This is a genomic window from Pseudoxanthomonas sp. (genome assembly GCF_002863005.1).
Lineage (GTDB): Bacteria > Pseudomonadota > Gammaproteobacteria > Xanthomonadales > Xanthomonadaceae > Pseudoxanthomonas_A.
The window spans coordinates 14,961-27,505 of sequence record NZ_PKDG01000035.1 but is presented as its reverse complement, the minus strand read 5'-3'; the positions used below and the strand labels follow the sequence as shown (position 1 = coordinate 27,505).

Annotated in this window: 16 protein-coding genes and 3 pseudogenes; 3 read left to right on the top strand and 16 right to left on the bottom strand. The window is 61.0% G+C overall.

The features are described 5' to 3' along the window. Nucleotides 1–17: 17 nt before the first annotated feature. Nucleotides 18–425, top strand: coding sequence for a hypothetical protein (locus CYU89_RS13505; RefSeq protein ID WP_296281725.1), 408 nt, complete (start codon nucleotides 18–20; stop codon nucleotides 423–425). Here the strand turns inward: CYU89_RS13505 and CYU89_RS13500 are convergent. From CYU89_RS13500 to CYU89_RS13490, 3 genes are read right to left on the bottom strand one after another with little or no spacing between them, the layout of a single operon-like run. Further along, complete coding sequence (locus CYU89_RS13500) at nucleotides 422–1,003, bottom strand: hypothetical protein (RefSeq protein ID WP_296281721.1); 582 nt, start codon at nucleotides 1,001–1,003, stop codon at nucleotides 422–424. The two genes, CYU89_RS13505 and CYU89_RS13500, sit on opposite strands and share 4 nt — an antisense overlap. Then, nucleotides 1,000–1,362, bottom strand: a complete 363-nt coding sequence (locus CYU89_RS13495; RefSeq protein ID WP_296281720.1) for a hypothetical protein — start codon at nucleotides 1,360–1,362, stop codon at nucleotides 1,000–1,002. Before CYU89_RS13495 ends, CYU89_RS13500 begins: the two co-directional genes overlap by 4 nt. 52 nt (nucleotides 1,363–1,414) lie before the next feature. Continuing rightward, a complete protein-coding gene (locus tag CYU89_RS13490) occupies nucleotides 1,415–1,702 on the bottom strand; it encodes a DUF3653 domain-containing protein (RefSeq protein WP_296281718.1) in 288 nt (95 codons plus the stop codon). 381 nt (nucleotides 1,703–2,083) lie between these two features. Here CYU89_RS13490 and CYU89_RS13485 point away from each other — a divergent pair, with 381 nt between their 5' ends. Then, complete coding sequence (locus CYU89_RS13485; RefSeq protein ID WP_296281716.1) at nucleotides 2,084–2,320, top strand: hypothetical protein; 237 nt, start codon at nucleotides 2,084–2,086, stop codon at nucleotides 2,318–2,320. On the opposite strand, the pseudogene CYU89_RS13480 reads toward CYU89_RS13485, so the two are convergent. From CYU89_RS13480 to CYU89_RS13435, 10 genes and pseudogenes are all read right to left on the bottom strand, one after another. Continuing rightward, nucleotides 2,317–2,553 (bottom strand): annotated as a pseudogene (locus CYU89_RS13480) (IS3 family transposase); the annotation flags it as partial. The gene CYU89_RS13485 and the pseudogene CYU89_RS13480 sit on opposite strands and share 4 nt — an antisense overlap. Nucleotides 2,554–3,574: 1,021 nt before the next feature. Continuing rightward, complete coding sequence (locus tag CYU89_RS13475; RefSeq protein ID WP_296281714.1) at nucleotides 3,575–4,336, bottom strand: SseB family protein; 762 nt, start codon at nucleotides 4,334–4,336, stop codon at nucleotides 3,575–3,577. A gap of 2 nt (nucleotides 4,337–4,338) precedes the next feature. Next, the gene (locus CYU89_RS13470; RefSeq protein WP_296281712.1) at nucleotides 4,339–4,611 is read right to left on the bottom strand and encodes a BPSL0761 family protein; all 273 of its coding nucleotides are present in this window, start codon (nucleotides 4,609–4,611) and stop codon (nucleotides 4,339–4,341) included. A 567-nt stretch (nucleotides 4,612–5,178) separates the two neighbouring features. Beyond that, nucleotides 5,179–5,773, bottom strand: a pseudogene (locus CYU89_RS13465) (NAD(P)H-dependent oxidoreductase). A gap of 108 nt (nucleotides 5,774–5,881) precedes the next feature. After that, on the bottom strand, nucleotides 5,882–6,337 hold the full coding sequence (locus CYU89_RS13460) for an aquaporin (protein ID WP_296281710.1): 456 nt from the start codon (nucleotides 6,335–6,337) through the stop codon (nucleotides 5,882–5,884). Further along, nucleotides 6,334–6,837 carry an arsenate reductase ArsC gene (locus tag CYU89_RS13455; protein ID WP_296281708.1) on the bottom strand — a complete coding sequence of 168 codons (504 nt, stop codon included), beginning with the start codon at nucleotides 6,835–6,837 and terminating at the stop codon, nucleotides 6,334–6,336. Before CYU89_RS13455 ends, CYU89_RS13460 begins: the two co-directional genes overlap by 4 nt. A gap of 21 nt (nucleotides 6,838–6,858) precedes the next feature. Next, a complete protein-coding gene (locus tag CYU89_RS13450) occupies nucleotides 6,859–7,179 on the bottom strand; it encodes a metalloregulator ArsR/SmtB family transcription factor (RefSeq protein ID WP_296281706.1) in 321 nt (106 codons plus the stop codon). A gap of 133 nt (nucleotides 7,180–7,312) precedes the next feature. Next, the gene (locus CYU89_RS13445; protein ID WP_296281705.1) at nucleotides 7,313–7,573 is read right to left on the bottom strand and encodes a hypothetical protein; all 261 of its coding nucleotides are present in this window, start codon (nucleotides 7,571–7,573) and stop codon (nucleotides 7,313–7,315) included. Nucleotides 7,574–7,692: 119 nt separating this feature from the next. Further along, nucleotides 7,693–8,334 (bottom strand): transmembrane anchor protein, encoded by a 642-nt coding sequence (locus tag CYU89_RS13440; protein WP_296281703.1) that lies wholly within the window; start codon nucleotides 8,332–8,334, stop codon nucleotides 7,693–7,695. Between the two features lie 24 nt (nucleotides 8,335–8,358). Next, nucleotides 8,359–8,718, bottom strand: a pseudogene (locus tag CYU89_RS13435) (HupE/UreJ family protein); the annotation flags it as partial. An 84-nt stretch (nucleotides 8,719–8,802) separates the two neighbouring features. Here CYU89_RS13435 and CYU89_RS13430 point away from each other — a divergent pair. Continuing rightward, the gene (locus CYU89_RS13430) at nucleotides 8,803–9,363 is read left to right on the top strand and encodes a TetR family transcriptional regulator (protein ID WP_296281701.1); all 561 of its coding nucleotides are present in this window, start codon (nucleotides 8,803–8,805) and stop codon (nucleotides 9,361–9,363) included. A 324-nt stretch (nucleotides 9,364–9,687) separates the two neighbouring features. Here CYU89_RS13430 and CYU89_RS13425 read toward each other — a convergent pair whose 3' ends face one another. From CYU89_RS13425 to CYU89_RS13415, 3 genes are all read right to left on the bottom strand, one after another. After that, nucleotides 9,688–11,100, bottom strand: coding sequence for a Cu(+)/Ag(+) sensor histidine kinase (locus tag CYU89_RS13425; protein ID WP_296281697.1), 1,413 nt, complete (start codon nucleotides 11,098–11,100; stop codon nucleotides 9,688–9,690). After that, nucleotides 11,093–11,773 (bottom strand): heavy metal response regulator transcription factor, encoded by a 681-nt coding sequence (locus CYU89_RS13420; protein ID WP_054665569.1) that lies wholly within the window; start codon nucleotides 11,771–11,773, stop codon nucleotides 11,093–11,095. The genes CYU89_RS13425 and CYU89_RS13420 overlap by 8 nt, the downstream gene beginning before the upstream one ends. A 126-nt stretch (nucleotides 11,774–11,899) precedes the next feature. Then, nucleotides 11,900–12,394 (bottom strand): hypothetical protein, encoded by a 495-nt coding sequence (locus CYU89_RS13415; protein WP_277726185.1) that lies wholly within the window; start codon nucleotides 12,392–12,394, stop codon nucleotides 11,900–11,902. Nucleotides 12,395–12,545: the final 151 nt, after the last annotated feature.

Sequence of the window (12,545 nt, the reverse complement as noted above, 5' to 3'; positions counted from 1 at the left end):
GTGGTGAAGCTGGTGCCTTGAGCGCAGCAGGATCGCTCCCGTCCAAGGATGAGTTCGCCGATCTAACGCCTGACCAACGCTTCGTCGTCAAGCTGCAGGATCTCGGCCGCGTCAGGCTCGCCGCGCGTGCCGAGGTCGGCGGGCGAGTGCGGGGCTGGGTGGAGTGGGTCAACGACTCCGGGGAGACAGTCGAACAGATCGAGGTGGCGGCCATCGAGGCGCTCGGCTACACGTCCCACACGCTGTACAACCTGAGCGGAAGCGGCAGCGCCTCCGGCCTTGCGAGCGGAGCGAGTGAGGGCGGTGACGCTGGCCGCGCAGGCGGCACCGTCGATTACGCACCCGGCCAACGCCCGGATGTGTTCCCGCGCAGCCCCGGCTATGCGCCGGGCACGACATACACCGGGCCTGTGTCATCGCTTTAGAGGCCAAACATCCGCTCTAGGTTGGCGTATACCAAAACGCTAGCGGATGTCATTCCCAGGACCAACGTAAGTCCGAGCACGATGCTCCATACCCATTGATGCGCTTTTTGGCTTGATGCGCTGAATGAGCTGTATCGATTTTGTGCCTCATCGAAAGCTGGTCCTTGATGTCCGATGAGGCGTATCAAAGCCATCACGTGCACGTGCTGCCACACCATCTTTCCAACCTCGAATATTACGAACACTGCAAGCGAGCTTAGGCCGAATACCGCTACCAGCCGTGAAAACTGTGGCGCGATATCGCCCGCTGTAGCACTCCATGATGTGAATAGCGCTACGTAACCAACGGAAATAACAGCAGTCGTGTACGCGGACGATTTGTCCCACATCGATGTTAGTAGATCGATCAGAAATTTCTTTGCACTGTCGCGAGCTTGATTCCTAGCTTGATCGGCTATGTCTAATGCCTCGATCACTAGGCGCTCAACGTTCTGCACATCCGATCGGTAGTTCTCTGCGCCCGGATACTCCTTCACCAAATCCTCAAACCAATTTAGTGGGTTCTGCTGCTGGTTCATTTGTCGATCCTCGGTTGGTCTTCCTGTAGGCAGTCTTCGCCGGGGATGTTCTCCCAGCCATTAGGAAGCTTTCGGAACAGTTGGCCGTTAATGCACCTGAGTCGGCCAGCAGCGAAATCTTTCTTCAGTTGTTCGTAGACCGGATCAGGAGCCGGAAGCACTAGCGGTGCTTCACTCTGCGGCTGAGCTTTAGGCGTTGGCGGTCGCTCGCCATAGCGAGCGTTCCACGCCAACTGTGTTCTGCCGAGCAGGTGTACGCCTCCGGCGATCACTGTAGCCAGTGCTAAACCGATCAGCGTGATATGAATGATGCCGGATCGTTCCCGCGCCACCGGGTGTCTCGGACGTTCCATGTTCACCCCCGGACCGATCATACCCGGGGTGTAGGGGCGGCACCCCAACGGTGACGCTTCATCCAGCGCGAGTACCGACGTTCCGGGCGTGCCAGTCGGCCAGGTCAACGATGACCACCTTGACCGGTCCACGCCGAACAGGCTTTTCAGCTTCGCGGCGCGATTTCAGGCCGTCACGTCGAAGCTCCATGGCATCACGCCACAGCAGACCTGCTAGGCGCTGTGCCGTGATCCTGTCGCCATCCGGCCCGATCAGATGCCGGCCGCTGGCAGAGAAGCGCCAGCCGTTCCACTGGCTAGGTACGTCGGTAAGAATCTCGACAATCGTAGGGGCGTTGCGGTTCAACCGATCAGGCACGCGTCAAAGCTCCCGTTGGTGGGCTTAGAGCCACGCAAGCGCCATGCCAGCCAGTCCCGGAGCAGCCGCGCCCACCAGCCCCAATCCGACTTTACATAATAGGCATTATGCGAAATTACGGATGTGCCCAGTTCGGGCCATCGCCACACCTAAGGCGGCCCCAACCGGGCTCGGTAAAGCTGTGACTTTCCTCCTCTCCCCCGGCCAAGTCACAGGACTAATGTGCACTTCGGGGAAGTAACAGGTTTGCAGTGGTACGACGAAGGCAGGCACGCCGTTCGGACTACCACGCACATTCGCAATCACTACGCCAGTGTCAGCTTTATCGGTTACAACCGCGTGATCGACGCCCAAAACCGTGGAGGATCTATGAACATCCATCCCATTCGCACCGAAAATGATTACCAGGCTGCGCTGCGCGAGCTGTCTGCGTATTTCGAGAACGAGCCGGTTCCGGGTACGGAGGACGGCGGCCGCTTCGAGATCCTGGCCACGCTGGTCAAAGCTTATGAGGCCAAGCACTTCCCGATCGAAGCCCCCGATCCAATTGAGGCGATCCGCTTCCGAATGGAACAAGGCGGCTTGACTGGAGTTACCAGGATTTAGTGGACACCTGAGCGGCGGTGTCGATGTACCGCCTCGAACTCGATGGGACTGACACCGCCGACATGGCTGTGCCGACGGATCGGATTGTAGAAGCCTTCGATGTACTCGGATACGTCTAAGGCAGCCGTTTGGCGGTCTGCATAGATGCGCTTCTTGATCCGCTCTTTCTTCAGGCTTCCGAAGAAGGATTCAGCGACGGCATTGTCCCAGCAGTTCGCACGCCTGCTCATACTGGTGGGCAGCGCACTCTCGGATGATTGTTGAGCGCACTTGATTGTCCCCAGCGCCCGCGCCAACCCTCCCCATTTGCCGCGCTCTGATGTCCTCAGTTTCAATGGCCGCAGTCGTGTATCCCCAGAAGTCACGCTAACGCGCTTTGCGTGCCCCAGTTTCCACGCTCCTGAGCCTATGGGTGCGCTCAGGAAGGCTTCGACAGCCCTCTGACCCATCGCAGCAGTTCCTCGTGCGTGATCGTCCGCCCAGCGTCGACATCGGCCAAGGCCTCGCGAGTCCGGCGATCCTTCTCTTCCTCTGTTAGCTCCGGAGGAAGTGCTGGCAGCTCATCATCGGGATGCATGTGGACCAGGGTGCTTGGACTCAGGTGGACTTGGTTCTCTTGAAGATGGGCAAGGCCTGCGGACTATCCAAGGCCTCCGGCAAAGGCTGTGACGCGTCGTGGACCATCAGATCAATGACGACATCCACTTCTGAGCATAAGGGCTGGATGGCCGTGGTCACCAGGCGGGCAGCCCTCTCGGAAAAGGCCACGTCAGCCACCAACCAGATCAACAGCCCTGGGGGCTGGTTTGAAGCCGTGGCTGGAAGGGTTTCAAGGAGATAGGCCGCCGAGACAAAGCTGGCGCTCTCCAGGCGGGTGCACTTTGAGCCGGTCTTACTTCGAATTCGAACGGTACCGGCTTTTCTAGAGGGTCGGCAGGGATTCGTGAGAAAAACAGCCGAATCGGCTCTAACACCATGATTCAACGAGGAAAGCCTCGACGTCAGGCAGTTCGTGGATTTCAGACCTAGGCTTGATCGAACCAGAAGCCGCGTGACACAGGCATTCCTGGAGTACTGCTCAGGAAGGCTCCGACCATCGCCTGATCCATTGCAGTAGTTCCTCGTGCGGGATCGTACGTCCAGCGTCGACGTCGGCCATACCCTCGCGGGTCCGTCGATCCTTCTCTTCCTCGGTCAATTCCGGAAGGAGTGCTAGTAGCTTGTCTTCAGGGCTCATAGGCCGATGAGCTGCGCTCAAGTTGGCTTGATTCTCGTGAATATGGGCAGGATCTGGGGATCATCCAAGCCCGCCGGCAAAGGCAGCGATACGTCATGGACCGCCAAGTCGATGATTACGTCCAAATCTGAGCATAAGGGCTGTATGGCGGTGGTCACCAGACGAGCCGCCCGCTCGGCGAAAGCCAGGTCGACCACCAGCCAGATCAACAGACCGGGAGGCTGTTCGACGCCCCCTGACGAGTGAGTTTCCAGGAGATACGCCGACGAGACGAAGTCGGCGTGCTCAAGGCTGCCGCTGATGGCCGGAGCGAGCCAAGACGGTGCGGCCTGGGCAGGTCTCACCGCGAACTCCGCCGGCGCCAGCCGTTCCACCCTGGCCAGAAAGCCCGTATCCAACAATGTCGCAACCTCTTCCGGGTACAGGACAACGCCGCCGTCGTTGGGATTGAGCATCAACGTCGCGCCGCGAGTACCGGTTAGCAGCTCACGGCCTGAAACTCCCAGAATTCTGACAGCAGCCGAGCTGGCCGCCTGCGCCTTGTCGAGCGAGGTAAAGAAAGGGATCGCATCGAAACCGTCAGGATGGCGGAACTGGACGAGGCGCAGTGTCCGCGCGTCGTCCGAGACGGGCGCATGCACGTACACGATCGCATCCATCAGTCGCTTGAAGAATGCGCGTTCCTCGGCTGCACTGTCGCGGGCCCGTTCAAAGGAAGCCTCCAGCGCTGTCTCCGCAGACGTAGTCCCTCTTCCACGCGGCCTGCTCGGTTGCTTCATGGTCAGATGCGATGAGGGCCAAGCGGGTACCCGGAGAACCAATCCACCTCGATCTCGCTGCTCAGGTAGGGCCGTACGAAGGCCGACTGGGTCAGCGCTCGCAGCCGCTCTTCGTGCTCAGCAATCGCCTCGATGTCGCTGACGGTTGGATAGTGCCGCAGCAGTCGATATGCCTCTTGCCGCACCTCTTTCGGCACGGCTTGGCTGGCCGCTAGCTGCCTGAGGAATGCGCCCGCCTGCAGCACATTGCGGGTGCGCTCAGATGGCATCGTCATAACATCAAGAATGACTATCGCTAAGGAATGCTTAGCTTATCGCGTTTGTGGCCGGCCAGCGCACGGTGCAACTACAGACCTTGCGATTCCTTGATTAATGTAATATAATCAATAGCTTACTTCGCATAACGTCGCTTATGTAAAGCCGGGGCGCGGCCAGCACCCTCGATTGATTCCGCGCTTTTTTTAACTGACACCTGCCTGCGCACTGCCTGGGGGCCGGTGACCGCGACGGTCACGATCCTGAAGTTCTTGGCCCCGGCCTACGCGTCCTGCCGTGCGATGTATCCCCACGAGAAGCAACTGTTGCTTGCGACGACGTCGACCGCCTGGCGCGTACACATCTGATCGATATTTGTGCGCGCCAGGAAGATCTTCGTCGGCTGGCCGATGAACTTGAGCGTGTCATCGGCAGCTGCCGCGGGGACAGCGGGCCGAGTGCACGAGCCTTTCGAAGCTACGTCAGCCAACGCAAAGTTTTGAGGTGTAACTGTGTAGCGTTTTTTACTATCGGCCAGAAGCGCACGCAGGGAGCTGGCGAGAGAAATGCGCAGGCCACTTCCATACTTAGATGGCGCGAAGGTTGACCCGCTTGGCAAGCTCTTCCGCGCTTTCCTTCCGTTCGCTGTAGCGATCGACTAGGTGCGGCGACACATCCCGGGTCAGTAGCGTGAATTTCATGAGCTCTTCCATGACGTCCACGACGCGGTCATAGAACGCGGAGGGTTTCATGTGCCCATCTTCATCGAACTCGTTGAAGGCCTTTGCGACAGAGGACTGATTTGGGATCGTGATCATGCGCATCCAACTGCGCCTTCATGATGCCGCTCATGGAACCGTGCCGCTCGGGTGAACTCCAGACCATGCCCTCCGACCACTGCACCAGTTGCCGCAGTTCCTGCACCTTCGGATGGGTGTCGGGCTCTGCATCTGGAAGAGGAAGGCCTGTCGGATCGAAGAGCCGAGTCTCTGCGCCCATTGCCTGAAGGAGTCGGGCCGCCTCCAGCGCTAGCAACTTGCTGTATGACCTCTTCCTCAGCGATCCATAGAGCAAAAGAATCCGCGGGGCATGAGTAGCACGTGCGGCTGGGGATAGGCGGTCAACCTCGGGCAACTGAAACAGTTCAGCCAAGATGTTGGGCAGATCACCGAGATTCGACATGAGGTTTTCCAAGTAGCTTGTGGATCATTGCGCCCAGGGCTGCCCCAATGACCTGAGCCACAATGAAGGCCGGCACGTCGTCGGGCGAAATGCCGGCGAAGCTGTCACTTAACATGCGGCCGAAGGCGGCTGCAGGACAGGTGCCCGCAGCACCACCAGCAGCAAACCCGCTGTCGCAACGATCTCGCCCAGCCATTGACCCGCGCCGGTCCGCACCTTCGCGGAGAACTCCAGCATCGGAAGATCGAACATGGCGTTCGCCAACAAAGCACCGCTCACCGCGCCCATGAGCTGGACCAGGATGTATGCCGGCAATAGGGCTTTGGACAGTTCGCCACGCGCAGCCATCACGGCACTGACCGCGGGGTTCATGTGCGCACCACTGATCGGGCCAAACACCTCAATGAGAACGTAGAGTCCGCCAACGGTCGCCAGGGTATTTGCTAGCAAGGCGACGGCGTCGTTTCCGCCCGCAAGACGCTCAGCCATGATCCCCGAGCCCACTACTGTCACCAGCAGCAGGCCCGTCGCCAAGAACTCGGCAAGGAGACGCTGGCGGATCATTCAGCGCCGACGCGTCCGATCTCGCCAAGCTTTGCTTGTGCTGCCAACCGGTCGAGGCTTTGCAGCGGCAGGGACAGCAGTAGCTCGATACGGCGGCGCAGTGTTGCGAATGCTGCCGTATAGGCTCGACGGCGATCTTCTTCATCGCCCGTGGCGGCTACCGGGTCGGGCACACCCCAGTGCGCGAGTGCAGGATGACCCACCCATACGGGGCACGCCTCACCAGCGGCGTTGTCGCAAACCGTGATGACGATGTCCATCTCGGGCGCACCCTCCCCCGCGAACTCGTCCCAGTTCTTGCTGCGCACCTGGCTGGCGTCATAGCCGATGGCCTGGGCAAGCTCCCGCGCCATTGGCTGGACGTGGCCGCTGGGATGGCTGCCGGCGCTATAGGCCTTGAACCGGCCGTGGCCCAGCACGTTGAGGATCGCCTCGGCCATGATGCTGCGTGCGGAGTTGCCGGTGCACAGGAACAGTACGTTGTAGGTCTTGTTAGTCATGTCGTATCTCTGGAGTGCGGATCAGCGGAGCTTCTTCTTGACTGCCGGCACGCAGGACTTCCCGCCGCAGCAGTTCTCCGTCAGGAAGCCGATCAGACCGTTCATGCGGTCATAGTCGGCACGTATCCGGATGACCCGTCCTTCTCGCTCGTCGGTGACAAGCCCTGCGGCACGTAACTGGTTCAGATGGGCTGTCAGCGTCGCAGGCGGCAAGTCGAGTTGATCGCGCAGCTCGCCAACCGCCATACCGCCGGGGCCGGCTTGTACAAGAGCGCGGTAGGCGGCAAGCCGATGGTCGTGCGCGAGCGCACGAAGCGCTTGAACGGTCTGGGGTGTATCCATACTTCTATAGTTCCGGAATATAGGAAGTAGTTCAACCCGTTGTTTCAGCCAGATGACCGCTCGGGCCACCTCTGAACGATAGAGTGGGACCCTCGGCGGTCAGTCGAACTGACCACCAAGGGCCCGTGGGCGATCAGTTGGTCTTCTTAGCTTCCGGAGCCGGCTTCTTAGCCTCCTCGGCCTTGACTGGCTTGCCCTGCGCGCCACATTTTTCCTTGAGAGCTTTGACTTCCGGATACGCCGAGTCGTCGGTGAAACGCTTGGTGTCCTTCAGATCCTCACAGGTCTTGGGAATCTCTTTCTCTTCGTCGTGGGCTCCGGGGTGCGCCAAGGCGGACAGCGAGACAAGCGATAGCGCAACCAGGCCGGCAATGGACAGTGAGCGAGCTTTCATTTCAGTTCCTTCGTGATCGGCCTTTGGCCGAAGATGAGTAGGTATCGCGAGGATCCAGGCTCGCGACGTTGGGTCGAGGCCATGCCACGGCCCGTTACAAGCGCCTGGCCGCTACGGGGTTACATCACTCGCTTGATCTGGGCGTAGTCGCCGGCCGTACGCAGGGTGATCGTCACCTCGGCCTCGCTGCGGTTACGCCAGAACCAGCCATGGTTACCGTTGAAGGCCGCTTCCAGCACACCCTCGTCGGCGGCCACGCCGCGTCCTTTTTCGTAGCTGGTCGATTCGCCGCCGGTACCGCCATCGCCATGGGTGTCGAAGTTCACGACACCGCCCTGCGCGGTCCAGGCGAAGTTCGCCTTTTGACCGGCCGTCATCGCCAATTTGACCTCGGCGCCCTGCCCCGGTGCCAGCTCCACTTGCATTTCATCGCGCCATTGCGTGGTGTCCACGGCCGGCGTGGCCGGTGCGGCCGGGCTTGCGGATGAGGCGGCCGATGACACCGGCGCGCGTGCCGCAGCCGCGACCGCGGCCGCATCGCGTGCGGCATCGGCGGTGGCTTCCTCGGCTAACTGGCCTTTGATCTCGCCCATCTCGGTCAACCCAAGCATTCGACCAATGCCGGTCGGATCGATGGCGTACTCGGAAGGCAGCACGACGGTGACCAGCAGCAACACCGCGACGATGAAGGCGATGATGGTCGAGCGCAGCAACTGGCGCGAGGACGGCAGATCGGTATTGAGAGGCTTGCTGTTGTACATGGTGTGTTCTCGCAATGTCTTGAATTAGGAAACGAAGTAGCCAGTGAGCTGCGTGCCGATCAGGATGAAACCGGCGCACGTCATCGCGACGTTGGCGGTGTAGGCGTGCTTCCAGAAGCCGCGCGAGCGGCGCCAGTAACCCATCACGATCAGGATCGCGCCCAGGGCCAGCAGCTGGCCGATTTCCACGCCGACGTTGAAGGCCAGCAGGTTGGGCACCAGGCCATCGGGGGAGATGTCGTACTCGATGATCTTGGTCGACAGGCCAAAGCCGTGGAACAGACCGAAGATCAACGTGGCCGCCTTGGTGTTGGGCTGGAAGCCAAGCCAGCGCTGATAGGCGCCCATGTTGTCCAGCGCCTTGTAGACCACCGACAGGCCGATGTTCGGCGACTGTCAAGCACGGCCCTTCGCCGGCACGGCCGTCCGAATCAAAGGGAACCGCGTATGTCCAAAAGAAATCCTGTCGTGACTCAGCAGAAGCTGTTGGAAGCCGCGATGGAGGAGTTCGCCCGCAATGGGTTGGCGGGGGCGCGCATCGACCGGATCGCGGCCGCGGCAGGCATCAGCAAGCCGATGCTCTATGTCTACTTCGGTGTCAAAGAGGCGCTCTTCGATGCGGTGCTTGCGCAAGAGATCGTGGGAGCCGCGCAGGACGACCGCTTCGAGGCGGACGATTTGCCCGGCTACGCAGGGCGCACCTACGATCTACTCGCGCAGCGGCCGCATCTGTGGCGGCTGATGGCTTGGTTCCATCTGGAGCGCGGCCAGGATGTGCTGCTACTGCCAGCCGGGCATGGCGTTCTTGAGAGCAAGCTGGCGGCCATTGCCACCGCTCAGGCGCAGGGGCGCATCACTATGCATTTTACGCCTGTCGAGATCGTGCGGCTGGTGACAACCCTGGTGCAATCATGGTGCATGGCTCCGTCAGCGGCGGATCCGCATGAGCACAACGTGCGCCGAAAAATGATCCAAAGCGCGGTTGCGCGACTGCTGCTGCCCGACACGGGCCGCGGACCCATGAAGTAAGCGTTGCTTAGTCGTTGTCGAACACGTGAGGGGCGATCCGATAGCCCTCGTAGGGATACAGCCCGTAGCCGGTGGGCCCCTTTCTCCACGCCCGCTCCGGGAACTGCGGTTCCGGCTCAGCGTGCCGGGCGGCCCAGCAGTTTGTCATTGTCTGGGGGCTAGCCGCGGCTTCGCTCATGCTGACGCTCAGCCTTTCACGGCTCTGGCCCCAGCGCGACGCTGGTTCCCTCGATTATCCCCGCCCCTGAACCTCGCGCTACGGCAGAAGTCCGCGGGTCTCGATGACCCATCACCCGCCGGCGCGTGGCGATGAAGAACGTGCTTTCAGCTCTCGGTCAATGGCAAGAGGATGTAGAACTTGGTCAGCTTCTGGTCGGACAGCACGCTGACCGACCCGCCATGCGCCTCGACGATGGATTTGACGATGGCCAGCCCCAGCCCGGCGCCTTCGCCCTTTCGGTGGGCGGCGTGCCCCACCCGGTAGAAGCGGTTGAAGATGCGCGAGACTTCCTCGGGCGGAATCTTCTCGCCGGGATTCTCCACGCTGATGATGACGTCCCGATCGTTCTGCGAGAACCTCACGGTGATCGTTTCGCCACTGGGCGTGTACCGGATCGCATTGGAGATCAGATTGCTGAGCGCCCGGCGAAGCATTTCCCGGTCACCGCGGATCGGTGTGGTGCGGCCGCGAAGTTCAAGCTTCACGCCTCGCTCTTCCACCAGGGCTTCGAAGTACTCGAACAGCCCCCGGACGGCGTCCTCAAGGACCACGCTCTCCAGATTCAGATTGCCGGGATCGTTCTCGGTTTGAGCCAGAAACAGCATGTCGTTGATCATGCGGTTCAGGCGCCCGAACTCCTCCAGGTTGGAATAGAGAATCTCCCGATACTCGTCGGCCGAGCGGGCCTGACCAAGCGCCACTTCCGTCTGCGTGGTCAGGTTCGTGACCGGCGTGCGCAACTCGTGGGCGATGTCGGCCGAGAAGTTCGCCAGTTGCTCGAACCCATCCTCGATGCGCCCGAGCATGTCGTTGAAGGACGCGATGGTTTCTTCCAACTCGACCGGTACGGCCTTGGGATCCAATCGCAGATACAGCTTGGACGAGGTGATCGCGCGAATCTTCTCGTTCGCCCTGTGGATCGGAATGTGCCCCCAGCGAACCGCGAACCAGGCGACCAGGATCGCGATGCACATGACCACGCAAATAGTCCACCACTGGATGCGCTTGAAGCTCCGGATGAATTCGAGATGGCCGCCGATGTCCATCGCCACGGCGATCGTGTAGGTACCGCTCAGGCTGGTGTCGCCCCCGACCCGGATGACGCCACCTCGATAGGACTTCCCGTTCTCTTCCCATATCGTCATGCTTTGCCTGTCCGCCAGAGGGACGGGAGGCGTGCGCCGGGCGAAGCTCGCCAGGTCCGGACCGTCCTTCGGCGCGTACAGCGTCTTTCCGCCGGCATCAGCGACATAGTAATAGACCCCGTGATGCCCCCGAACCGCACGGCGCAAGGCCTGCGCATCGCTTCCGTCCTGCACCTCGCCCAGTGCCCGGATGACCGAACTGGCGATCACGCCCAACTCTTCCTCATCCATTTCGGCGAAATGCCGGTCGAGGGATCCCACGCTGACCCAACTGAACAGAAGGAGCACCACCATCATCGCGATGCCGACGAGGCCGGTGACCCGTGCGGAGAGCGACGCCGGACGCCGCAGAAAGGCAAACCGGTCAGGCATCCGGCAGGTCCAGCGTGTAGCCCATGCCACGTACGGTCTGGATGAGCTTGGGCTCGAAGCTGTCGTCGATTTTGGCGCGCAGCCGTCGGATCGCGACGTCGATGACGTTGGTGTCGCTGTCGAAATTCATGTCCCAGACCTGCGAGGCGATCAGCGAACGCGGCAGCACTTCGCCTTGGCGACGCGCCAGCAGTTCGAGCAAGGCGAACTCCTTGCTGGTCAGGTTGATACGCTGCCCGGCCCTCGTGGCACGACGGCGCGCCAGATCCAACTCCAGATCCGCAATCTGGATGCGATCGTGCGGAATAGGCGAACCCCCTCTGCGCAACAACGTCCGGACGCGTGCGAGCAGTTCCGAGAACACGAACGGCTTGACCAAGTAGTCGTCGGCGCCCAACTCCAATCCCTGGACGCGATCGTCGACGCTGCTGCGAGCGGTCAGGAACAGCACCGGCACCTGGTTGCCGGCCGCCCGGATGGTTTGCAGGATTTTCCGCCCATCCATGCCCGGCAACATGACGTCGAGCACGATCAGGTCGTAATGCTCGGTCGTGGCCATATGCAGGCCGTCGGGCCCATCGCGCGCCAAGTCGACGACGAACCCGGCCTCCATCAGTCCTTGACGGACGTAGTCCGCCGTCTTGTGCTCGTCTTCGACAACCAGAAGTTTCATGTCAGCCCTATGCCCGCACTCGTTCGTGCTTCCGGCCCCCGCCACGACGGATGGATCATGATGGGTCACTGGAATCTATCGAGGCGAAGCTGCCATAAGGATGACGCAAAGATTACATATTGGTAATCATTTCGTCACCATTTGGGCCGGAGCGGCCTTGAACGAGTGAATGCCAAACAATCGCGTCAGCGTCCGCGCCTCAGCAGCAGGCTGATCGCGGTTGCGGCGGCCAACGCGAACAGGGCCGAAATGAACCAGAGGAAATCCGAATCCAGGAGGATATTGCTGAACAGGAAGCGCCCAAACGCGACGAGGGCGCCTATTGCCGTGGCCCAGTACAGGCAATCGCGCCCGGCCGGAGAGCAGGAAGCCTCCACTCCCCAGCAGCAGGACGCCCAATCCGGCAATGAAGCGCCCCAAGCGCGGAACACGGTGCCGAGCCATTCCAGGAACGCCGTGAGCCAACGTGCCCGGATCGATACCGGTGTGCCGGATATCCTCGGGCAGAAGCGCGGGGCGCAACACTAGGAAGAACACCGCAGTTCCCATGGTGAGGAGGCCGAGCGCTAGGAGCAGGATGCCGCTCAGCACGTCCCTCCGATCGACAACGTGCTGCTTCATCGCGTCCAATCTCCACAACGGCTTCGAGCGCCGACCCGACCAGGTCGGTAAGCCAGGATGCTTGCTGCCTACATTGCAAGCCGCCATCTGCCACGCGATGACGTGGTGATTACATGAATGTAATCGACGCGTAACTGACCCGACAGCGACG

Coding starts and splice junctions, on each gene's coding strand:
- CYU89_RS13500 (WP_296281721.1), bottom strand. CDS start 1,003: ATGAACCAGCAGCAGAACCCACTAAATTGGTTTGAGGATTTGGTGAAG.
- CYU89_RS13485 (WP_296281716.1), top strand. CDS start 2,084: ATGAACATCCATCCCATTCGCACCGAAAATGATTACCAGGCTGCGCTG.
- CYU89_RS13475 (WP_296281714.1), bottom strand. CDS start 4,336: ATGAAGCAACCGAGCAGGCCGCGTGGAAGAGGGACTACGTCTGCGGAG.
- CYU89_RS13470 (WP_296281712.1), bottom strand. CDS start 4,611: ATGACGATGCCATCTGAGCGCACCCGCAATGTGCTGCAGGCGGGCGCA.
- CYU89_RS13460 (WP_296281710.1), bottom strand. CDS start 6,337: ATGATCCGCCAGCGTCTCCTTGCCGAGTTCTTGGCGACGGGCCTGCTG.
- CYU89_RS13455 (WP_296281708.1), bottom strand. CDS start 6,837: ATGACTAACAAGACCTACAACGTACTGTTCCTGTGCACCGGCAACTCC.
- CYU89_RS13450 (WP_296281706.1), bottom strand. CDS start 7,179: ATGGATACACCCCAGACCGTTCAAGCGCTTCGTGCGCTCGCGCACGAC.
- CYU89_RS13445 (WP_296281705.1), bottom strand. CDS start 7,573: ATGAAAGCTCGCTCACTGTCCATTGCCGGCCTGGTTGCGCTATCGCTT.
- CYU89_RS13440 (WP_296281703.1), bottom strand. CDS start 8,334: ATGTACAACAGCAAGCCTCTCAATACCGATCTGCCGTCCTCGCGCCAG.
- CYU89_RS13425 (WP_296281697.1), bottom strand. CDS start 11,100: ATGCCTGACCGGTTTGCCTTTCTGCGGCGTCCGGCGTCGCTCTCCGCA.
- CYU89_RS13420 (WP_054665569.1), bottom strand. CDS start 11,773: ATGAAACTTCTGGTTGTCGAAGACGAGCACAAGACGGCGGACTACGTC.
- CYU89_RS13415 (WP_277726185.1), bottom strand. CDS start 12,394: ATGAAGCAGCACGTTGTCGATCGGAGGGACGTGCTGAGCGGCATCCTG.